Here is a 21,663-nt window from a genome sequence, read left to right as displayed (position 1 = left end):
ATCAATGATGAAAATTAATAAAATATTACTTTGTATATTGACTATATCAATAATATTAAGTGGATGTACACAAAAACAAGATATTGTTCCAGAAGCAAGTAATGCTACTGCGGCTACTGATAATGGTGTAATAGATGAGAAACAATCAAATAAAGTAATCTCAATATTAGCTGGGGAAGATTATTCGGTTGCTTTATTAGAGGATGGTTCAATATTTTTTTGGGGTAATAATAAACTCGGTATAAAGAATCCAGGTATAGAAGATGATATTAAAACACCTACACTAATAAAGAAAATACCCAATGTAGTAAAAGTAACAGGAGGTTGGTCACATTTATTGGCTATAGATGCTAATGGTGACGTGTGGGGAGTAGGGTCTAATGGCAGTGGACAATTGGGAGATGGAACTTTTGAAAGTAAAGACACAATATTTAAATTAGATAAAGTAAACAGTATTATTGATATCGATTCACAAGGGGATACGGTTATAGCTCTTAAGGATAATGGAGAAGTATGGACTTGGGGTGATAATATGTATGGTCAATTAGGAACAAGTAGAGAGAATATAGAAATGCCAGAAGGGGTTACTGGATTAAATGATTTCAAACAGGTAGTAACTGGAGGACTATATTCTTTAGCCTTAAAAAATGATGGAAATGTTTATGCTTGGGGATATTTTAGAGAACTTAACTTATGTACAGATAATTTTGCAGCAGAACCTTCAAAGGTAATAGGTATATCTGAAATCAAATCCATATCAGGTTCACCATCAAGTATGTTAGCGTTAAAAGAGGATGGCACAGTTTGGTATTGGGGAGATGTAGATGAAGTACAACAAGTTGAAGGGCTAAATAATATTGTATCAATAGCAAAAGGAGATTTTCATAATCTAGCTATTGATAATCAAGGAAAGGTTTGGACATGGGGAGATAATGAATATGGAGAGTTAGGATATGGATTTGCTGAAAATGATTATTTTACACCTCGTCAGATAGAAGGATTAGAAAATATCATTGCTGTTTCGGGAGGAGATGGACATTCCATAGCACTTGATAGCAATGGTGATGTATGGACATGGGGAAAAAATGATAAAGGTCAACTTGGGGATAATACTAATATTGATAAATATGAACCTACTAAAATTGAAATAAAAGATAACTTGAATTAATACATAAAATAATGTTTTGGTATATGGAAAATGCATTTTATCCCATGAATCATGTCCTTCGTCAGGATTTGTAGAAATAATTTTATTTGATTTGTATAATGAAAATAAATTTGATTTTTACTCAAGGAGGAATAAGATACATGGGATCATTAACAGTAGATTTAAAGGCATTAAAAGATTCAACAGGAAAATTCAAGAATTTAATTGAGAAAAGTAATAGTATACTTAATGATTATAATTCACAGGGAAATCAAGGGAATCAGCACCCAAGTCAAAACTTTGGAAACCATGTACATGTTGAATTGAGAGAAGGTCGTAAACTATATGGGAGTAGAAGAAATTCTAAATTAGAATCTTTAGACTTATACCCTTACTTAGTTCAATCTTTAGGTATTTAATTCTTATAAATCTAGAATATATACGTTGTAGTTAAATAATATATGTATATTTAAATACAAGGAGGATAAAATGTATAAAAAAATATTAATTATCATTTTCATATTTTTGTTAACAGCATGTAATAGTAAAACACATGATGAAATTCAAAAAGATATTTTGGAAGTAAAAGAATCAATAAATAATGAAACTACTAATAGTGACGAAGAACAAAATAAAAAAGAAACTGAGAAAACAAAAGATGTAGATACTCTACAAATGAAAGAAGTTATTGATAAGACTGATGACAAATATTTTGAATCTAATAATATAAAATATAAAGAACAGATTATTAACTATGATTTACTTTCATTAGCAACTAATGATGAGTTAGCAATAGCAGTTGGAGAACAAGGTATAATAAAATATAGTTATGATGGTGAAAAATGGGATACCACAACTACTAAAAATAATGATACACTTAGAAATGTATTTTTTTTTAAAAACAAAATATTTATTACAACTATTAATAAAATTCTATATACTAATCTAGATGATATCACATCTTGGGAAACTGTTGACTGGAATGATAGCATCAATAAGATTTGTTATAATGAAAATATGATATATGTAATGACAGATGAATCCATAATTTATAGATCTATTGATGGGTTGAATTGGGAACAACTTGTAGATCTTAAAGGATTTTCAGATGTATCTAATTTTGAAATAGATGAGATTTTTTTTAAGGACAATATGCTTTATGCATTTGGAAAATCTGATTTGGATGAGGATAGTCAACATAGTATAGATACTGTTAAAATATTTGATGAAAGTAGTTTAGTAGAAACACAGAAAATACCTAACTTATATATAGTAAAACTTATAGATAATAAATTTATAGGTTGCAGTGTAACTCCGTTAGAAGAGTATTATATGTACAAATCAACAGATGGTCTATTATGGAATAAAGATATCGAAATAAATGATTTGTATTTTGGGTATGAAGGTAACTTTTTTAAAGATATTATAAAAATAAATGATAGTTATATAGTATCTTCAATAGTGAATGATGAATACGGTGATTATCAAATAATAAAAGAGAAAAAACACGGAAGCAATATATTTAATGATTTGAATTATGCTAGTATAGATAGTAAATATTATTATATAAATAGCATTGGTAAACTAGGTAATAAAATTATAATGGTAGGATCAAATGGATTGATTTGCGAGGGAAGTACTCTTGAAGATATAAATTTGGTAGAGAAAAAAGGTGAATCTTTTGAGGTAACCGTTTTTAATGATAATGTTATAGGATTAGGATATTCATCAAATACCAATAATAGTTGGGCGCGTATAAATGATGATGCTTATCATAATATTACTTCAAGAGTATATTCTAAAAATGATACCAGCTGTTTAGTGAATGCGTATTATTTTTCTAAAGAAGATAAATGGTATAAGACAGAAGATGGTGTGACATGGGAGATAATTAAAGAATTACCAGAACATATCATTAGGGATAGTTGGTTTAATGGTAAAGATTATATATTCTACTCTGATACAGCAAGCGATAACTATATTTCAAATGATCTGATTAATTTTGAAGAAGTAGCAATAGATGATAACAAACTAAAAGCAATGGTTTTCAATGGAGAAATGTATTTAGGTCATTATGATGGCAATATATATATTTCTGATGACTATAAAAGATGGCAACAAGTGATAGAAGAACATGATAGTCTTCTAGATGATATCGGAAATTCTATATTATGCGAACATCCAATAAACAATACCATATGGACTGGAAGTCAATTTTTGATTATAGGAGAAAAAGGAGTTTTAATGTCTAAAGACGGTTTTAATTGGGAATTACACAAATGGATTAGTACCTTGGAAAGTTGTATTTATTTAAATGGTGATGAGTATACATATTTGATAGATGATAATTTTATAGTTGTATATGATAAAATATCAGGATTATGGACGCAATATAAAAATGATTTCTTAGAGCCTATGATTTCAGCATACATTCAGAAGAAGGAGAAAGTACTTTTGTCTAAAGATAAATGTATTAAATTCTAACTAGGAGTTGTATCAAATGATAAGTTCTGTTAGTAAGGTTCTCAAATAGGAATAGTTATGTTAAGCTAGTACAAACGATAACTTTATAAAAATTATAATCTAATAAATAAAGATGGGGTACACATTATGAAATCAAAAAAATATAAAAAAGTCCTGATTGTAGGTTGTATTGTAATAGTAATCAGCTTGATAAGTAATATAATCTATTTTAAAGCCCAGCAATTAGACAAACCTATAGTTCTAGAACATTACATAGAAAAAGGGATAGGCAAAGATCAAGATATCTATTTGGATTTTTATTATGTGACTAATAGAAGTGATACAAGTCAATTAATAGAAGTGTATTTCCCGAAACAAGATTTACAATCATATGTGGATTATGTAAACACATACAGTACAAAATATTATAAAGTCAATCAATTACGTTTGCAAATATTATATAGTGATTTACAAAATCTAGATGAAAATGAAATTATACTGGAAAATGCAGTATTAAATTATAATAATGGTCTAAAACAAAATGTAGACATGGGAGAAATAATATTAACTAGAACCAAAAATAATTCACTAAAATCAACATCAAGTGGCAGTTCAAGTTCAGGTGAATCATGGGAATATTATAAGTTGGATAAGACTATCACAATAAATAAAATCACTTCAGCATTTTATAATGGTACCAAAGATTTTGTATATATGAATTTTATTGATAATTATAATATAAGTAGCACAGAAATTCCTATTGAAGAAGATGAAAAACTTATTCAAATTGGTAATAAAACATATTATCCTATGAAGGAATTGAAATTACCTCATAAGGCAACAAAACATATTGAAGTAATAAGTTATATTCGTCCTGATGATGAGAGACGATTTAATATATATGAAATGCGATATACATTAGAATTTACCAATAAAGATGGCGAAGAAGGTAGCGAGAATTTATTAAATATGAGATATATACCTTGTTTTACAGAGAAATTCATCAATGATCTTGGTCAATATTTAAAAGATGATAGATAGATAATAAGAGATTTAAAAAGGGGGTATAGATATATGGCAAAACATTATAAACAAATAGTCATGGGGATTATATTTATAGTTATCAATATAAATATACAATCATTTGATATTATGCCTGACATAGTTGGATATTTTCTTATAACAAGAAGTTTGATGGGATTATATAAATCAACAGAAATTAAGGAATTTAACATAGGAAGTAAGATTGCTGATATTATTATAATTACAGATATAATTTTATTCTTTTTATACTTTAATCAAGATATTCAAGAGATTGAAGTGTCATTACCAATTAATATTATAGATCAAATGATATTCTTGGTGTTGGTATTTTATATCTATGAAGCAACAATTAAGTTAGCAGTCAATCCTGAAATAAAACAACGTATAGAAAATGGTCGTAGATTTTATCTCTATACCCAATTGATTTCCATTTTTCTTATAACATACAGTATAAATATGAATGAGTCAGCACAATTTACATTAATAATTATATGTGGATGTGCCAATATAATTTCAATGATTGTTTGGGCTACTAATATGAACTTGATGAAGAAATATTTTAATGGTGAAATAAAATATGAAAATAAAGTAGATTTATATTTATAGTAAAAATGATGCTTAAATTAGTACTTGGAATTATTAAACGGATGGTAGAGATACTGTCCGCTTTTTGATTTTTTATGGGTAGAATAATATAATTAATTATATTTATATATATCATTTTATTTGTTATTTTCATAAATACATAATGCTCTCTCTTTTTAGTGCATGAAAAGAGAGGAAATAAAATGAAAAAAGAATTAAAATAATGATTAAAGGGGTAGTTAATATGGAATGGATAGAACGTCTGAACAATGCAATCAATTATATTGAGGAACATATCAATGAAGACATAGATTACGATGAAGTAGCCAAGATAGCATGTTGTTCTACATATCATTTTCAAAGGATGTTTTCTTATATGGCTAATAGCTCACTGTCTGAATATATAAGGCGTAGGCGTATGTCTTTAGCTGCTGTTGATTTACAAGGTAGCGATGATAAGATTGTGGATATTGCATTGAAATATGGCTATTCTTCCCCTACTGCATTTAATAGGGCATTTAAAAGTGTACATGAAATCGCTCCATCATTAGTTAAGAAGGGTGGTATCTCCATAAAATCTTATCCACCTATCAGTTTTAAAATAACCATTAAAGGAGTTGAAGAGTTGAATTATAGAATTGAAGAAAAAGAAGCTTTTCGTATTATTGGTATATCTCAGCCTCTACAAAGAGAAATTGAAAAAAATTTTATTACAGTACCACAGATGTGGCAAACAGCAGCTATGGATGGTACTATACCTAAATTAGTAGGTATGATGAACGAACAGCCTATGGGATTATTGGGGGTAAGTGCTTGCAATGATAATGAAGAATGGAAATATTTTATAGCCGTTTCAAGTTCTAATCCAATTGATGAAGCTTTGGAAGAATATTATATACCAGCGTCTATGTGGGCAATTTTTACAGGTAATGGTACTAATAGATCTATTCAACAATTAGAACAACGTATTGTAACAGAATGGCTACCTACATCAGGTTATGAATACGCTAATGCTCCAGATATTGAAGTATATTTGGATGCTGATCCTGAAAATGCAAAATATGAAGTGTGGATACCAGTTGTTAAGAAGTGAAGGAGGAGACAAAATGTCAGATCTGAAATTTTCTGATTTTCTAGAAACGATTGATGATCAAAACAAAGATTTTGTAATAGAAATAAATACTTTTCTTCTAAAAAAAGGTTGTAAGCATAATATAAAGCTTGCTAAAAGAGGATATACGGTTTCTTATATTTTTGGTACGAACAAGAGAACTTTAGCAACTTTCATATGTAGAAAAAGTGGTGTGAAGTTGCGTATATATCCACAGCATTTATGTGAATATGAAGATTTACTAAATTCATTTCCGGATAATATAAAAAAAGATATAAAAAAGGCTTCAGTGTGTAAACGATTAATTGATCCTGATGCGTGTAATCCCAAATGCATTATGGGTTATGACTTTCATTTAGATAATGAGCATTATCAAAAATGTCGCTATATGGCATTTCAACCTACATTGAATAAAGAAACCAATTCATATATCAAATTATTTTTGGAAAAAGAGATAGCTTGTTTTTAAATATTATTAAAGGAATTATTTTATAAAAAGGAATTATAGTATATTTGTTGAAATCATTGACCAAGTAAAACAATCTGTTTACTTGGTTTTTACTATCTCTTCTCTGTATTCAGAAGGTGAAAAATGAATATTTTGTCTAAAAGCTTTATTAAAATAAGAAATGTTAGAAAAACCAACTGATGTAGCAATATCGGAGATACAGGTTTTAGTAGTACGTAATAGAAGACAGGCATTTTCTAAACGTTTTTTCTTAATATAAGAAACAACAGAAACATTCATGACTTTTTTGAAGTAGGTAGAAAAATAGTTAGGATTCATGTGAGCTAGTTTAGCCAATTCATCAAGAGATAGTTTATTCTGAAAATTATTATCAATATAATTGATAACCTTTGCAATCTTATTAAAATTGTTTTGGAATTTGATCACTTGCTGTGAAGAAGAATCTATAGATTCATAAGCTCGGTATAAGATGGCAAGAATTTCCAAAAGTAGTGCTTTGATAACTAATCTATAGCCTACTTTTTGATTCTCCCATTCCTCCTGAATTTGATAGAATAGACTTTTAATTGTATCTACCATTGGTTCATTATGTTTGATATGATGTTTAAAACTATCCTTGCATTCAAAAAAAGTTTTTAGGTACTGTTGATCAAGAACATTATTGTATGACCAAACTATTTCAGGATTAAATACAATTACTTTCAATACTAGAGCGTTATATGGATCTATTGCTGCATGATACTCACAATTGTTTATTATAAATAAATCGCCAGTTTCAATTTCATAAGTTTTATTTCCAATATGATATATTCCTCCACCGTGAACAACGTAATTTAACTCTAGACAATCATGATTGTGCATTAATCCGTTTTCTTCTGTTGTGTAACCTAAACCGTCAAATATGTTAAAATCCAAGTTCTTTCCCATGAAAATTTTATCATGAATGTACTTCATGTGATCCCTCCAGTATGTGTAAAAAGCATTAGTGTTTTTTTACTATTATATTTGGTTTTATAACAACAAAATAACATATTATTTACTTAATTTCAATCAGAAATATACTAATTTACGTTATTATTAACAAAAAAACTTAACAAAATATCTATAAAAACAATAAAAATGTGAAAAAAAGAAAAGTTTTGATGAAATAAATCAAAGCCAAAACAAATTAAATGTAGTACTATATACGTACAGACAAAAAATTACAGAAGGTGTAGATGAGATGGAATTTTTAAAAGGATGGGAAAAAACTAAAAAAAGACTAGAACTAATGTGGGAAAATGAGTTATTGGATAGGTGTTGTGTTTGTGTAGAAGCACCAAAGGATGCAAGTAATCCTTATGTAGAGAAAATGCCAGATAATCCACAAGAGTTAAAAAAATGGTATTTAGATCCAGATTGGATATTAGAAAGAAATTTAGAAAAATTTAGAAAAACACATTACGCTGGTGATGCGGTACCAAGTATTTTCACATATTTCGGTACAGGTGGTCATGGTAAGTATCTCTGTAACGAAAAAGGAGTTGAATATACACGTGATACAATATGGATTCATCCGGTAATAAATGATTATGATACATTTGATTTCAAGATGAGACCAGATAATGAATTCTTAGTAAAAGAACTAAAGATTCTAGAGTATCTAACTAAGGAGGGAATGGGAAAATTCTTTGTAGGACTTCCTGATAATACAGGTAGTTTTGATGCACTATCTCAACTTCGTGGAAATGTAGAGTTGATGATGGATCTTATTGATAAACCTAAAGATGTCAAGAATGCAGTTGATAAAATAGTTGATGTATTAATAAATACTGGAGACCAAATTTTTGATGTGTTACGTAGAAATAATGATGGTGGTTCAGTACATTCTTGGATGGGTACATGGTCGAAAGGAAGACATATGCAATTGCAATGTGATAGTTCGGTAATGATGTCCAATGAATACTTTAAGGAATTTATTGTTCCAGAGTTAGAAAAAACATCTGCATGGTTAGATAATGCAATCTATCACTTAGATGGTATTGAACAATTAAGACATTTAGATTCTTTGTTGGAAATTAAAAATATAAATATGATTCAATGGGTACAAGTAAGTGGACAGCCACCTATTACGGAATTCATTCCGGAATTAAAGAAAATACAGGAGGCAAAAAAAGGTTTGGTTCTACTGGTGAATAAGAATCAAATTGAACCATTGTTAAATGAGATATCACCAAGAGGTGTAATTTTGAATGTTATGGATGCTAAGGACTCACAGGAGGCGGATGACATAGTTCGTTTTGTAGAAAATTTCAAATATAGGAGGGTTTAGTATGAAAGGAAATCGATTAACTAAGAAACAAAAATATCTTTTGGATGAATTGATTTTTCTAGGTCCTGCAATTATTGTTTTCGCTATTGTCATTGTAATTCCGTTTATCATGAGTTTTGCTTATTCATTCACTGAATGGAATGGTATATCATCAAAAATCAATTTTATTGGATTCAAGAATTATGCTGATCTATTCAAGAATGTACAATTCAAAAATTCATTATGGTTTACTGTCAAATATGTAATTGCTTCTGTTATTTGTTGTAATGCTTTGGCATTTGCTCTGGCTTTAGTACTTTCTAAGTCATCAAAAACATCTACAACCTATCGTTCTATATTCTTTGTACCATATGCCATGAGTGGTTTCATTCTAGGATTCGTTTGGCAGTTCATTTTTACTAAAGGTTTTCCTATTATAGGGAAGGCAACAGGTATAGACATATTTAATCTTCCTTGGCTTGGTACTGCAGGCACAGGTTTCGCTGCTATGTTGATATTTGCCATTTGGAAATATTCTGGATATTTGATGATAATTTATATAGCAGGGTTTAATGGAATACCTAAGGATATTTTAGAGGCAGCTGATATGGATGGAGCGACATGGTGGCATAAGATACGATATGTCAAATTACCTTTAATAATGCCGTCTATAACTGTTGCAGTCTTTCTTGCTATAAATTGGTCCTTTAACGTGTTTGATGTAAATAAATCCCTTACTGGAGGCGGACCTTTTAATTCAACGCTTTCTGTCTCGCTTAATATTTATACTGAAGCTTTTACTAAAAATAACTATGGTTTTGGTACAACAATGGCTATTGTATTTTTTGTTATCATTGCATTAGTTTCCATTATCCAGACAAAACTAACATCAAAAAAAGAGGTTGAATTATAATGAAAACTCATAGACTTATATCAAAAACAATTAACATTTTAATATTATCTGTTCTTGCGATTATTTTCTTAATACCGTTTTACATAGTTTTTACAGGTTCATTCAAAGGTTATCAAGAAATATTTAGTAATGTTTTTAATCTACCAAAATCTTTACATTATCAAAATTATATGAATGCATGGAATAAGTTAAATCTATTACCTGCGATGTTTAACTCTTTAGTTGTTTCTGTGGGTAGCATAATTGGGTTAGTTTTTATAAGTTCAATGGCTGCATATCGTATACAGAGGGTACAAAATAGATTTCATAAAACATTATATTTCATTTTTGTAGCCTCAATGACGATTCCTTTTCCTGCGGTTATGTTGCCATTACTGAAACAGATGAGTGTTATGCACCTTAACAATACTAAGTTAGGGTTGATTATCTGCTACTTCGGATTTGGTGTTGCTTTTGCTACATTTTTATATCATGGATTCCTCAAAAGTATTCCCAGAAGTATAGAAGAGGCGGCAACAATAGATGGTTGTTCTACTTTTGGGGTATATTCCAAGATTATATTTCCGCTTTTAAAACCAACAACAGTTACACTTATTGTACTAGATGTGCTTTGGTTTTGGAATGATTATGTTTTACCTTCTATAATGCTTTCAGGGCAAGAAAATAGGACTGTACCTCTTGCTATTAGCTATTTGTTCGATCAGTTCAGTTCCCAATGGGATATGGCAATGGCGGCTATAATGCTTTCATTGTTACCAGTGTTAGTAGTTTTTATATTTCTACAAAAATATATTGTATCAGGAATAGCAGCTGGTTCGGTAAAAGGCTAGTAATATTAGCAATATAGATTTATCAAGATAAGCAGTAAGTGATTTATTATGTTAGGGTTTTATGTAACTGAGTTGGATAAAATAAAAAATCAAAAAAGAGCAATGATTCATAAACTAGAAAGATCAACAAAAAAGGAGAATGAAAACATGAAAAAGATCAAAAAACTAATCGTTATGGTACTTTGTTTATGTACAGTAATAAGTATGTGTGCGTGTTCAGGTGAGAAAAATTCTACCAATGAAAATGGGTCATCTCAAGATGATAAAAGTAAATCTACATCTGATGAAGTGAAAACTATCAAGATTTTTCAATTCAAAGTTGATACTATAAATCAAATGCAAGATTTAGCTGACAGATTCTGCGAACAGTACGATGGAAATGTCAAAATAGAAGTAGAGACTGTAGGTGGTAGTGGTGATTATGTTACAACTCTTAAGACTAAGTTCGCTTCTGAAGAGGTTCCAGATATGTTCTGTGCGACTAAATATTGTGATTTAGAAATATTTGAGGAATATATTATAGATCTAGCTTCAGAACCATGGATTGAAAATTGTATTGATGGTACTTTAACTGATATAACTAAAGATGGGAAGATCTATGGTCAACCTATGGTTATAGAACCATATGGATTCATCTACAATAAAGATCTATTCGAACAAGCAGGAATTCAATCTTCTCCTACAACATATTCTGAATTAGAAGAAACATGCAAAAAATTAATGGATGCTGGTATCATGCCTTTTGTAAATGGTTATAAAGAAGGTTGGGTTTTAGGTCAACATTTTCTTAATGGAGCATTGTTAAGTAAAGTGGATATGGACGGTATAGAATTTGCTAATAGAGTAGGTATTTCTGAAACATTTGCAGACCAAAAGGCATCTAAAGAGATGGCAAAATTATTAAAATTAACAGTTGATTATGGTCTTCCTAATTCAATAGCAGAAGATTATAATACTAGTATTGCTGATTTTGCAGCTGGTAGGGCAGCAATAATATCACAGGGTGTATGGATACAGCCTAGTCTGGACCAATTGAATCCTGACATGAATCTTGGTATGTTCGGTTATCTGACAAATAATAAAGATGATGTAGATGTACTTCCTACAGGAGTATCAGGTTATTGGGTAGTCAATAAAGATTCTAAATATATAAAAGAAATAAAAGATTTCTTAACTTATATGGCGACTAATGAAGAAGCTGTAAAATCATTAGTTGAAAATTTTAAATTCATGCCACCATTCAAAGGTGTTGAATATGATGTTGCAGAGTTAGGTAATATTTCAGTAGCTGCTGATGAATATATCAAGGCAGGAAAGACAACACAATATTACTGGACACGTTTACCAGAAGGTTTTATTGCGGAATATACTCCTTCTCTACAAGCATTCTGTGCAGATCAAATAACAGAAGATGAGTTAATCAATAAACTTGATGAATCTACCAAGTCTATTAGAAAATAAGTTCGCTCTAGATAGAGAATAAAAATAAAAGGAGTTATCTAAGGATATAGCAGACATTTAGATAGCTCTTTTTTATGAATTAGGAAAGTTATGCTTTCTATAAACCTTGAAATCTTTTATTAGGAATGGCCCTTTGTTATGAAATATAGATTATAAGAATAGGATTGAATGTAATGAGAGAATTAAAAATTGGTACACTTAAAAAGGAATGTATTAGTGAATATATTAATGCACATGAAAATATTTGGAAAGAACTTTTAGATGATTATAAAAGATATGGAATGAAACAAATTTCTAGTTTTTTGCTTAGAAATAAAGTATATATATACTTAGAGTATGATGAAATTTGGTTAGAACATGCCAATAATCTTGATTCAGATAAAAGATGGCAAGAATACATGAAAACATTATCAATAGCAGAAGAACAAAAATGTGAGCCTGTAGAGGTATATCATTATCCGATTGGGGAGTAGCTATTATGAAAAATATAAATAAGTATGATAAGTTGAAAAAAGAATTTATTAAAGGCTGGAACACATGGAATGTGAGAAGTATGTTGTCTCATGTTCTCATGCCTTATGGAATCGCTGTAAATATTGGTTTGAAAGAGTATAGAGAAGGCGGATATCTAGACGAGGCTTTGACCAGCAGGTTAAGTGATAGAGAATATGTCCAGAGAGTAGATAATAGTGTAGAAGATCTATTGCCTGGTGCTCATAGTTATGATGGAAGATATACCTTCATCACTGTTAAATGGAAAGGCATCGAAATTGATGTTGAAAGTGCATGTATAGATCATGAAATATATCTGAGGATAAATACGAAAGCAAATCAGAAAAAACAAGCTGCTGTTGTAGCAGAAGCATGTTTGCTATGGGGAAAAGATGGCAGTATCAATAAATCAGGTAATTGTATAGATATAGTTTGTGATCAGAAGAAAGTTTCCTTGAAAATGCTTGGAACATTAGCAGACGATAAAAATATTCCTTCGAAATCTGCATACATAGCAGCAGTACTTTTTGATTACGTGTATTTTTATACAGGTGAGGATAAAAATAGAGAAGAGATAGATAGAATTATTCAATCCAATAGACAAGAGTACTTTGATAAACTTGATAAGTATGGGGATTTAGCAAAATACTATCAGACAATTCAAGAAGTGCTTGCATGGAATATGATATATGAGCCTCAGAAAGATAGAGTACTAACTGTTACTGGACGGACTTGGGCTGTAGAATGGGGCGGTGGAGTACAGCATTGTTGGGACATGTATTTCAATGGTATGATGTATTCAATGGAGCAAAAAGAACTTGCATACATGAGTATCGTAGAGATAACAAGAGAGAAAACAGAAGAAGGATTCATTCCTAATTGTGTTGCCGTCAATGGATTTAAGACACTTGATAGATCACAGCCACCTGTAGGTTCAATAGCTTTGAAGGAAATATATAAAAAATATAATGAGGATTGGATAGTTGAACTGATTTTTGATGATCTGTTAGGATGGAACACTTGGTATTATGAAAATAGACAAGTGAAAGAAGGTATATTAGGATGGGGGAGCAAACCATATGAGTCTAGAATAGATAATTACTGGGAATCAGTTGGTGCTGGAGAGTTTTTTGGAGCGGCTCTTGAATCAGGACTGGATAATTCACCTATGTATGATCATATACCTATGAATAAAGAAACAAATACCCTTTTCTTAGGAGATGTGGGTCTCACAAGTCTGTTTATAGCAGATGCGAAAGCACTAAAAGAGCTGGCATCAGTGATAAATAGAAATGATGTCATTGATATATTAGATAGCAGGATAGGAAAATGTTCTAAGGGGCTTTCAGAACTTTGGAGTGCGGAACATGGTATATATCTAAACTATAGAACAGACAAAAGATGTTTTGATAAACAGCTTTCACCAACTAATTTCTATTCGTTACTTACAGATGCTATTCCAAGAGAAAATGCAAAGGAAATGATTTATAAACATCTATTGAATGAAGATGAATTTTGGGGTGAATGGGTTCTTCCTTCCATAGCAAAAGATAATCCTGCTTTTGCTGATCAAGATTATTGGCGTGGGAGAATATGGCCACCAATGAATTTACTTGTATATTTAGGATTGAAAGAAAGTGAATTCGATGATATTGCTTCACAATTGGCAGACAAATCAGGGAATCTAATAATGAAGGAATGGTTAGTGAACAAGCATATTCATGAAAATTATTGTCCTATATCTGGAGAAGGATGTAATAAGAAGAACAGTGAAAAATTCTATTGTTGGGGCGCTCTTCTATCATATATTGTATTGCTAGATAGATTGGACTAAAATGTTAACTATAAGAAATTAGTATTCTCGTGTCTATAGAAGTGTCTTTTGTTATATAATAAATTTTATAAAGTTAATTAGAAACTCCATTGAAAACTGACTAATATATGTATTATGGTTAGAAATATTTCAATGGAGTTTTAGTCATTACTATAAAATAGATTGTTAAAAAATTACTTAGATTTTACAGTGGACCCTCTCTCAATCAACGTAGGCAAAGTAGAATAAGACTGAACCTGAAGATTAGGATTCTTAATCTTTCGCAGTAATGTCTTAGCTGCTTGATAACCCATATCAAAAACATCAATATTAACCACAGATAACATAGGCTCAGTAATACGAGAATAAGGATAATCATCAAAAGTAATTACAGAGATATCATCAGGTATCTTGAAATTGTTGTATTTAATAGCGTCTACTACGCCAAGAGCTATATTATTATTAGCACAGATTACAGTATCAGGTGTCTTTTCCTCTCTTAATATCCTATGCATCACCTCAAAACTCATTTTTTTGGAAGAATCGGTATATTCATTATGAAGCAGGGTTCCGTGACTACGATTTATAATAGTTCTTGCACCTTCCAAACGATGAGCTGATATATTATCATCTTCAGCGCCGCCTATGAAAGCTATCTTCTCATAACCCAATTCAATAACATGTTTTGCTGTAATTTCTCCAGATAAATAATTGTTGATATCAACCCAGCATAAGGCACTGTTATAATCTGGTTTGCCTATAAGCATATGAGGAAAATTAGACTTTGTTATAACGCTCTCTATTGTAGGGTCAAATGCCGAAGCATGAATAATGATACCATCAGCACTTTTTTGATAGATTATTTTATCAATGAGTTTAGATATATTCTCTTCAGAATTAGAATTTATAAGGGTTAGACTATAGTCTTTTTTAGCAAGAGCTTCTTGTATACCGCACATAATTTCAAAAGAATGAGGGTTAGTAAAAGCTACATTCTTTTCAATTTTCATCATATAAATTATATTTTTTGTTGTCTGCCTGGCAAAATTCCTTGCTCTAGTATTGGGATAATAGTGTAATTTTTTCATGACAGCTTCAACCTTCTCTGTTGTAGCGGCTGATATTGGAGACGATTTATTTATAATTTTAGATACTGTCGAGATGGATACTCCAGCTTCTCGCGCCACATCTTTTATGGTTGCCATAAGATCAATCCTTTCTTTTTTAGGAAAACATTATACTTATATAGTACAACGTTTTCCTAAAAAAGTCAAGTAAAATATAGCTGTTTTGTTGACAATTATAACATGAAAATGTATAATTAGTATAAAATTACCAATAAATCTATAATCAATATTTAATTTATTAGGAAAACATTTTCCTGATTGGTAAAAAATATGTCTTTCAAATATTCCCGGTTTTAACGTATTTCAAACTCTAGAAATTAATCGACCTACAAGTATAGCTTTAACTAGAGTTTCAAATAAATAAGTAAAAACATTAACTTTTAGGAGGATTTGAGAATGAAGAAGAAAATATCAGCTCTTTTCATGGGTATGATGTGTGTAGCTTGTCAGTAAATTATAGTATTTCACCATAAGCTATGGGGAAATGACAATCACAAAAAACGGGAGGTATTAACATGAAAAAATTATTAGCTATCTTACTGATTGCCACTTTATGTATGAGTACTATTGTAGGTTGTGGCAAGAAAAAAGAAGAAGACAAAAATACTACGGTAGATTTAGAAAGTGAGAATCCTTCAGGGGATAAGAAAGAAAAAGCTAAAGAACCAACACATATTAAAATATGGTACGAAACACAAGAGACTATAGCTGAAGAACTTCAAAAAGAACTTGATAAGTTAGCTCCAGAGATAGTTGTCTCCGTTGAAAGAAAAGATAAGTTAACAGAAGCTCTAAAACTTGTTGGAAATGATCCTAATAGTGCACCTGATATGTATTTCTTTGCACATGACAAGATAGGAATATATGCTGAAATGGGAATTTTATCACCTATTACCGATTTCATTCCTGAATCAACATTTGATGATTTTATACCTATGACTGTCAGCGCAGCTACGTATAAAGACCAAATCTATCAATTACCTATTTACTTTGAATCTTTGTTATTCATGTATAACAAAGATCTTATGAAGGAGGCGCCAAGGACAACTGATGATTTATTGGCTTATATGGAAGCTAATACGAAAGATGGTAATTATGGATTTGTTGAGCAACATAGTACAGCTTATTTTACTGTAGGATGGATTCATGCTTATAATGGATTCATTATCAACGATAAAGCTGAGCCAGGTCTTGACCTTAAGGAAACAAAAGATGCTATCAAATATCATAAGCAATTTGTGAAATATATGCCAATAGATGGTGATTATAACACCATGACTACATTGTTCAAAGAAGGGAAAGCTCATTCTACTATCGGTGGACCATCGTTAATTCCAGACCTAATAGAGAATGGTATTGATATTGGTATAGCTCCTATGCCTGTTGTCAATGAAACAGTAAAAGCTATCAGCCCATTTGCTGGTATCCAAGGTATATATGTATTAAAAGGAGCAGAAAGTAAAAAGGAAGCAGTAACGAAAATTCTACAACAGTTATCTAAACCTGATATAGGTATCAATTTAGCAAAAGCTATGGGTTCAGCACCAGTTAACAATAATTGTTATGAGGATGATGCAGTTAAGAGTAATGAGATTGTCATGACACTTAAAAAAGCTTCTGCAACAGCAGTACCAATGCCTAACGTACCAGAAATGGATGTCATGTGGTCTATAACAGAGAATCTATTATCAAGTGTGAATAAAGGGGATGCAGATCCTGTGACGGCTTCGGATGAAGCTCAGAAAAAAGCACTAGAACAGATTAAATCTATGAAATAAATAATACAGAAGGGGTATCCCCTTCTGTATAGCAATATGAGTATAAGTGACATTAAGGCAGGTGTGCAGAAAATGAAAAAAAGAGGTTACAAGAAGTTTATACCATATATATATTCTTTTCCTGGTTTGGCATTAATAGGTCTTATGATTGTTTTTCCTATCCTCTATACTGGATATATCTCTCTTACCAATATGAATGTATACCATTGGTTTGATTTTCAAGTAATTGGATTTCAGAATTATATGAAAGCACTATTTGTATTAGATACAGGATTCCTTACTGCTTTTGGTAGAACGATTGTATGGACTATTGTCAACATGGTATTACAGATGATTATTGCTTTTGTTATTGCAAGTTTATTGAATGTAGAAGGTCTTAGATTAAAAGGGTTGTATAAGACCATACTTATGTTCCCTTGGGCAATGCCTGGGTACATATCTATTCTTTTATGGAAAATGGGAATGTTTAATACAGAATTCGGGTTATTGAATCATTGGCTTAATAAGCTAGGGTTTGCTAATGTACACTGGTTAAACAGTAATAATATAGCTTTTGCTTCTTCGGTTATGGTTAATCTGTGGTTGGCATTACCTTTTATGATTATGATTATAGATGGAGCATTACAAAGTATTGATAAAGCATATTACGAGAGTGCAACAATTGAGGGTGCAGGATATTTCAGTAAGGCAAGAAAAATAACTATACCCCTGTTAAGACCTATTATCGCACCGGCAGTTGTTATTACTATATTTACTACATTCAAGCAGTTTGATATTATCTATCTGCTTACGCAGCAACAAGGTTCCAAGACAGGAGCAGATATTCATACAATCATTACTTATACATATGAAAAAGCTTTTGTTACCAATAATTATGGGTACAGTTCAGCAATATCCATTATTATATTTATGATATTGATTATATTCTCATTGACCATTCGAGGCAGATTAAAAGGAGGAGATGTAGATGCATAGAAGAACGAAACATAGAATAAAGATGAGTTTGCTCAATCTATTCTTTATTGTTGCATGCCTATTGTGCATTGTACCTATTCTTTATACTTTATCTGTATCGTTGAATGGTACTAATAATATATTGAGTGGATCTTTTTCCTTTATTCCTAAGGAGGTTACATTTGATAATTATAAAGCAGTATTATTTAACAAGCCATATCTCTTATGGCTAAAAAACACATTAATATTGGTTATTGCCACAGTGACTATATCATTGGCTGTAGCTATACCAGCCGCCTATGCTTTCTCTAGATTCAGATTTATTGGAAGGAAAACGATTTTGTATATATTAATTATACTTAATGCCTTTCCTTCAATCTTATCCATGTTTGCGATATACCGTATATTAATGCCTATGAAATTAGTGAACTCTTATCTTGGATTAATATTGATATATGTAGGAACCATGGCTATATTTGGTCTTTGGAATATGAAGGGTTATTTTGATACTATACCTATAGAGATTGAAGAAGCAGGTAAAATAGATGGAGCTAATGATTTTCAGCTGGTAACTAAGTTGATTATGCCATTAGCAAAGCCATCAATAATAGTTACAGCGGTTATGATTATTATCTTTGTATGGAATGAATACATATTCGCAGTTACTTTTATGACAGGTGCAGAAAAATATACATTAGCTGCTGGGTTATATGCTCTCCAAGCAACTCAATATACACGTAATTGGCCTATTTTCTCGGCCGCATCACTATTAACAGCTATTCCTATATTGATTATTTTTCTTGTAATACAGAAAAATATGGTTTCTGGACTTACAGCTGGTGGTGTAAAAGGATGATTTATTCAGTAATATTTATAGAGGAGGATACAGATGAATTATGAAGCAGTATTACATATACCCCTTTCTAATTATGCTCATGGCATAGATGAAGAGAATGTCGTATTTAGAATACGAACAGCAAGGGATGATATAAAAAGTTGCGTACTACATTATGGGGATAGGGCTTGCCGTGTGAATCCAGTAATTTTTAATAGTGAACCTATGAAGATAGTTGCTCAAGATGAATTATACGATTATCATGAAGTTGTTCTACACTCACCATATACACGTATTTGTTACTATTTTGAATTAAGTGATGGAGTAGAAAGTAAGTATTATTATTACGATATGTTCATGAACACCCTGCCAATAGAGCGTTCAGAGTTTTATCAATTACCTTTTAATAGAAGAGAAGATATTGCAACTATTCCATCATGGGTACAAGATGCAGTAGTTTATAATATATTTCCTGATAGTTTTGCTACTGCTAGAGGGTATATTAGTAATAAAGAAAAGCAAGCCAAATTTTCACATTATACTACCTATAGCATGCGTGGAGGAACTTTGAAAGGAATAAAGGAGAATATACCTTATTTCCTAGATATGGGTGTTAATTGTATTTATATGAATCCAATCTTTGCCGCTGGAGAATGGCATAAATACGATTTAATCGGGTACTATGATATTGATCCATGTTTTGGTACCAACGAAGATTTTAAGGAGTTAGTTGATGCTTGTCATGACAATGATATAAGAGTAATCATTGATGGAGTATTCAATCACTGTGGATGGCATTTCTTTGCATTTGAAGATGTATTGGAAAAAGGAGAAGATTCTAAGTATAAAGATTGGTTCTATGGATTGGAATTCCCTGTTGAGTATCCAGATAACCAAGAAGACATACCTACATATGATTGTTTTGCTTATGAGCGTAAAATGCCAAAGATGAATACATCTAATAAAGAGGTAATTGAGTATTTCTTAGATGTATGTAAGTATTGGACAAAAAGTTATGGAATCGATGGATGGCGACTAGATGTAGCCAGTGAAGTAGATGACACTTTCTGGCGTGAATTCCGTAAGACTGCCAAGTCAATTAACCCAGAATGTTTTATCATAGGTGAAGTATGGGAATCTGCTCAGCATTGGTTGTTAGGAGACCAATTCGACTCTTCCATGAATTATGATATGCGTAAAAATTGCCGTGATTTCTTTGCAGTTGATACATTGGACAGTTATGGATTTGATAGTAGAGTGACAGGTATGCTAATGCGTTATAATAAAAATATAGTTCATGGGCAGTTGAATCTGCTAGATAGCCATGATGTACCTAGATTTTTATCTATATGTCAGGAAGATATGAAACGATTTAAATTGTCTGTAATATTCCAGATGACTTTCTTAGGTGTACCTATGGTATTTTATGGTGACGAGAAAGGTTTAGTTGGCATAAAAGAACATGAGTACAGGAGAATAATGAACTGGAATGAAGAAGAGGGAGAAGATATATATAGATTCTATCAGGATATTATTAAGTTAAGACGTAACAAGAATACACTGAAATATGGTGATTATAAAACAATTATGGCAGAAAGAAATAGTGGAGTATACGCTTTTAAGAGATGTTATGATGATGAAGAAACTTATGTAATACTTAATCGTAGTGACGAGGGTATAGCTATAGATAATGTTATTGGCGATACCAATTATAATATTGATTTTTCTAGTAATGAAGATTGTAGAATGGTAGAGCCTTGGGGATTCGTTATTATTAGTAAGAATTGTTAATAATTTTAATTTATTAATTAAGATATTATAGAAATAAAAAAAGAGGCTAAGCTTAGCCAGTATTAATAGGATACTGGGAACTACATCTAATAATGTGGTGTATGAGACGGACAGTTACAGCTGGCCGTTTTTGCTATGGTCAGTTTCACCACCACCTATGGAAGCATAGATATATCCTTATTGGAATTAGAGTTGACAACAGTTAGTCTATAGTCCTTTCTATTTTTATGGTTAAATAGTATAGCGTTTTCCTAAAAAAGTCAAGTTAAATATAGTAATTATGTTGACAATTATATAGTTGCAGCATATAATTAGTGTATAATTACCAATTAAATTTAAGTAAAACGCTTTCCTTGATTGGTAAAAAACATGTCTTGAAATATTTCTGATTTTAACATTGTATACTCTACAAGTTAATTGACCTCCAAGAATAACATTGACTAAAGTTTTAAATGATAAGTAAATAACTCAACTTTCTCATTTTAATATTCTATATGGGTAAGTAATTAAAAGGGTTTTGCAGAATGATAATTCAAGTTTTTTTGTTTTGCATATTAACC

The 21,663-nt window shown here is 30.8% G+C and carries 19 protein-coding genes; 17 read left to right on the top strand and 2 right to left on the bottom strand.

Going from position 1 to position 21,663, the window contains the following annotated elements:
* Nucleotides 1–7 precede the first annotated feature (7 nt).
* The 7 genes from QMG30_RS13415 to QMG30_RS13385 all read left to right on the top strand — a co-directional run bounded on the left by QMG30_RS13415 (nucleotide 8) and on the right by QMG30_RS13385 (nucleotide 6,819).
* Nucleotides 8–1,168: an RCC1 domain-containing protein gene (locus QMG30_RS13415; protein WP_281816157.1), complete on the top strand. Its 1,161-nt coding sequence runs from the start codon at nucleotides 8–10 to the stop codon at nucleotides 1,166–1,168.
* A gap of 140 nt (nucleotides 1,169–1,308) precedes the next feature.
* Entirely contained in the window at nucleotides 1,309–1,566 is a 258-nt protein-coding gene (locus QMG30_RS13410; protein WP_281816155.1) for a hypothetical protein, read from the top strand.
* Nucleotides 1,567–1,636: 70 nt separating this feature from the next.
* Complete coding sequence (locus QMG30_RS13405; protein ID WP_281816153.1) at nucleotides 1,637–3,631, top strand: WD40/YVTN/BNR-like repeat-containing protein; 1,995 nt, start codon at nucleotides 1,637–1,639, stop codon at nucleotides 3,629–3,631.
* Between the two features lie 126 nt (nucleotides 3,632–3,757).
* Nucleotides 3,758–4,651: a hypothetical protein gene (locus QMG30_RS13400; RefSeq protein ID WP_281816151.1), complete on the top strand. Its 894-nt coding sequence runs from the start codon at nucleotides 3,758–3,760 to the stop codon at nucleotides 4,649–4,651.
* Between the two features lie 33 nt (nucleotides 4,652–4,684).
* The gene (locus tag QMG30_RS13395; RefSeq protein WP_281816149.1) at nucleotides 4,685–5,260 is read left to right on the top strand and encodes a hypothetical protein; all 576 of its coding nucleotides are present in this window, start codon (nucleotides 4,685–4,687) and stop codon (nucleotides 5,258–5,260) included.
* A 223-nt stretch (nucleotides 5,261–5,483) separates the two neighbouring features.
* Complete coding sequence (locus QMG30_RS13390; RefSeq protein WP_281816147.1) at nucleotides 5,484–6,332, top strand: AraC family transcriptional regulator; 849 nt, start codon at nucleotides 5,484–5,486, stop codon at nucleotides 6,330–6,332.
* Nucleotides 6,333–6,345: 13 nt separating this feature from the next.
* The gene (locus QMG30_RS13385; protein ID WP_281816144.1) at nucleotides 6,346–6,819 is read left to right on the top strand and encodes a hypothetical protein; all 474 of its coding nucleotides are present in this window, start codon (nucleotides 6,346–6,348) and stop codon (nucleotides 6,817–6,819) included.
* Nucleotides 6,820–6,897: 78 nt separating this feature from the next.
* Here the strand turns inward: QMG30_RS13385 and QMG30_RS13380 are convergent, their stop codons facing one another.
* Complete coding sequence (locus QMG30_RS13380) at nucleotides 6,898–7,773, bottom strand: AraC family transcriptional regulator (protein WP_281816142.1); 876 nt, start codon at nucleotides 7,771–7,773, stop codon at nucleotides 6,898–6,900.
* Between the two features lie 268 nt (nucleotides 7,774–8,041).
* Between QMG30_RS13380 and QMG30_RS13375 the strand changes: the two genes are divergently transcribed.
* The 6 genes from QMG30_RS13375 to QMG30_RS13350 all read left to right on the top strand — a co-directional run bounded on the left by QMG30_RS13375 (nucleotide 8,042) and on the right by QMG30_RS13350 (nucleotide 14,639).
* On the top strand, nucleotides 8,042–9,130 hold the full coding sequence (locus QMG30_RS13375; RefSeq protein ID WP_281816141.1) for a uroporphyrinogen decarboxylase/cobalamine-independent methonine synthase family protein: 1,089 nt from the start codon (nucleotides 8,042–8,044) through the stop codon (nucleotides 9,128–9,130).
* Between the two features lies 1 nt (nucleotide 9,131).
* The gene (locus tag QMG30_RS13370; protein WP_281816140.1) at nucleotides 9,132–10,022 is read left to right on the top strand and encodes a carbohydrate ABC transporter permease; all 891 of its coding nucleotides are present in this window, start codon (nucleotides 9,132–9,134) and stop codon (nucleotides 10,020–10,022) included.
* A complete protein-coding gene (locus tag QMG30_RS13365) occupies nucleotides 10,022–10,852 on the top strand; it encodes a carbohydrate ABC transporter permease (RefSeq protein WP_281816139.1) in 831 nt (276 codons plus the stop codon). Before QMG30_RS13370 ends, QMG30_RS13365 begins: the two co-directional genes overlap by 1 nt.
* A 147-nt stretch (nucleotides 10,853–10,999) precedes the next feature.
* Entirely contained in the window at nucleotides 11,000–12,313 is a 1,314-nt protein-coding gene (locus QMG30_RS13360; protein ID WP_281816138.1) for an ABC transporter substrate-binding protein, read from the top strand.
* A 173-nt stretch (nucleotides 12,314–12,486) separates the two neighbouring features.
* On the top strand, nucleotides 12,487–12,786 hold the full coding sequence (locus QMG30_RS13355) for an L-rhamnose mutarotase (RefSeq protein ID WP_281816137.1): 300 nt from the start codon (nucleotides 12,487–12,489) through the stop codon (nucleotides 12,784–12,786).
* A gap of 5 nt (nucleotides 12,787–12,791) precedes the next feature.
* Nucleotides 12,792–14,639: an MGH1-like glycoside hydrolase domain-containing protein gene (locus tag QMG30_RS13350; RefSeq protein WP_281816136.1), complete on the top strand. Its 1,848-nt coding sequence runs from the start codon at nucleotides 12,792–12,794 to the stop codon at nucleotides 14,637–14,639.
* A gap of 173 nt (nucleotides 14,640–14,812) precedes the next feature.
* Here the strand turns inward: QMG30_RS13350 and QMG30_RS13345 are convergent, their stop codons facing one another.
* Nucleotides 14,813–15,832, bottom strand: coding sequence for a LacI family DNA-binding transcriptional regulator (locus QMG30_RS13345; protein ID WP_330680750.1), 1,020 nt, complete (start codon nucleotides 15,830–15,832; stop codon nucleotides 14,813–14,815).
* A 428-nt stretch (nucleotides 15,833–16,260) separates the two neighbouring features.
* On the opposite strand from QMG30_RS13345, the gene QMG30_RS13340 reads away from it, so the two are divergent.
* The 4 genes from QMG30_RS13340 (at nucleotide 16,261) to QMG30_RS13325 (ending at nucleotide 21,103) form a co-directional block, all read left to right on the top strand.
* The gene (locus QMG30_RS13340; RefSeq protein WP_281816132.1) at nucleotides 16,261–17,523 is read left to right on the top strand and encodes an extracellular solute-binding protein; all 1,263 of its coding nucleotides are present in this window, start codon (nucleotides 16,261–16,263) and stop codon (nucleotides 17,521–17,523) included.
* 72 nt (nucleotides 17,524–17,595) lie between these two features.
* On the top strand, nucleotides 17,596–18,498 hold the full coding sequence (locus QMG30_RS13335) for a carbohydrate ABC transporter permease (protein ID WP_281816131.1): 903 nt from the start codon (nucleotides 17,596–17,598) through the stop codon (nucleotides 18,496–18,498).
* Nucleotides 18,491–19,333, top strand: a complete 843-nt coding sequence (locus QMG30_RS13330) for a sugar ABC transporter permease (protein ID WP_281816130.1) — start codon at nucleotides 18,491–18,493, stop codon at nucleotides 19,331–19,333. Before QMG30_RS13335 ends, QMG30_RS13330 begins: the two co-directional genes overlap by 8 nt.
* A gap of 33 nt (nucleotides 19,334–19,366) precedes the next feature.
* A complete protein-coding gene (locus tag QMG30_RS13325; RefSeq protein ID WP_281816128.1) occupies nucleotides 19,367–21,103 on the top strand; it encodes a glycoside hydrolase family 13 protein in 1,737 nt (578 codons plus the stop codon).
* The last annotated feature ends 560 nt before the right edge of the window (nucleotides 21,104–21,663 follow it).

The sequence above is a fragment of the Vallitalea longa genome (assembly GCF_027923465.1).
GTDB classification, from domain to species: domain Bacteria; phylum Bacillota; class Clostridia; order Lachnospirales; family Vallitaleaceae; genus Vallitalea; species Vallitalea longa.
The sequence above is the reverse complement of the archived record's forward strand: the minus strand, read 5'-3'. Positions and strand labels throughout refer to the sequence as shown.

Excerpts from the sequence above, each read along its gene's own strand:
- QMG30_RS13415 (WP_281816157.1), top strand. The coding sequence starts at position 8 with ATGAAAATTAATAAAATATTACTTTGTATATTGACTATATCAATAATA.
- QMG30_RS13410 (WP_281816155.1), top strand. The coding sequence starts at position 1,309 with ATGGGATCATTAACAGTAGATTTAAAGGCATTAAAAGATTCAACAGGA.
- QMG30_RS13405 (WP_281816153.1), top strand. The coding sequence starts at position 1,637 with ATGTATAAAAAAATATTAATTATCATTTTCATATTTTTGTTAACAGCA.
- QMG30_RS13400 (WP_281816151.1), top strand. The coding sequence starts at position 3,758 with ATGAAATCAAAAAAATATAAAAAAGTCCTGATTGTAGGTTGTATTGTA.
- QMG30_RS13395 (WP_281816149.1), top strand. The coding sequence starts at position 4,685 with ATGGCAAAACATTATAAACAAATAGTCATGGGGATTATATTTATAGTT.
- QMG30_RS13390 (WP_281816147.1), top strand. The coding sequence starts at position 5,484 with ATGGAATGGATAGAACGTCTGAACAATGCAATCAATTATATTGAGGAA.
- QMG30_RS13385 (WP_281816144.1), top strand. The coding sequence starts at position 6,346 with ATGTCAGATCTGAAATTTTCTGATTTTCTAGAAACGATTGATGATCAA.
- QMG30_RS13380 (WP_281816142.1), bottom strand. The coding sequence starts at position 7,773 with ATGAAGTACATTCATGATAAAATTTTCATGGGAAAGAACTTGGATTTT.
- QMG30_RS13375 (WP_281816141.1), top strand. The coding sequence starts at position 8,042 with ATGGAATTTTTAAAAGGATGGGAAAAAACTAAAAAAAGACTAGAACTA.
- QMG30_RS13370 (WP_281816140.1), top strand. The coding sequence starts at position 9,132 with ATGAAAGGAAATCGATTAACTAAGAAACAAAAATATCTTTTGGATGAA.
- QMG30_RS13365 (WP_281816139.1), top strand. The coding sequence starts at position 10,022 with ATGAAAACTCATAGACTTATATCAAAAACAATTAACATTTTAATATTA.
- QMG30_RS13360 (WP_281816138.1), top strand. The coding sequence starts at position 11,000 with ATGAAAAAGATCAAAAAACTAATCGTTATGGTACTTTGTTTATGTACA.
- QMG30_RS13355 (WP_281816137.1), top strand. The coding sequence starts at position 12,487 with ATGAGAGAATTAAAAATTGGTACACTTAAAAAGGAATGTATTAGTGAA.
- QMG30_RS13350 (WP_281816136.1), top strand. The coding sequence starts at position 12,792 with ATGAAAAATATAAATAAGTATGATAAGTTGAAAAAAGAATTTATTAAA.
- QMG30_RS13340 (WP_281816132.1), top strand. The coding sequence starts at position 16,261 with ATGAAAAAATTATTAGCTATCTTACTGATTGCCACTTTATGTATGAGT.
- QMG30_RS13335 (WP_281816131.1), top strand. The coding sequence starts at position 17,596 with ATGAAAAAAAGAGGTTACAAGAAGTTTATACCATATATATATTCTTTT.
- QMG30_RS13330 (WP_281816130.1), top strand. The coding sequence starts at position 18,491 with ATGCATAGAAGAACGAAACATAGAATAAAGATGAGTTTGCTCAATCTA.
- QMG30_RS13325 (WP_281816128.1), top strand. The coding sequence starts at position 19,367 with ATGAATTATGAAGCAGTATTACATATACCCCTTTCTAATTATGCTCAT.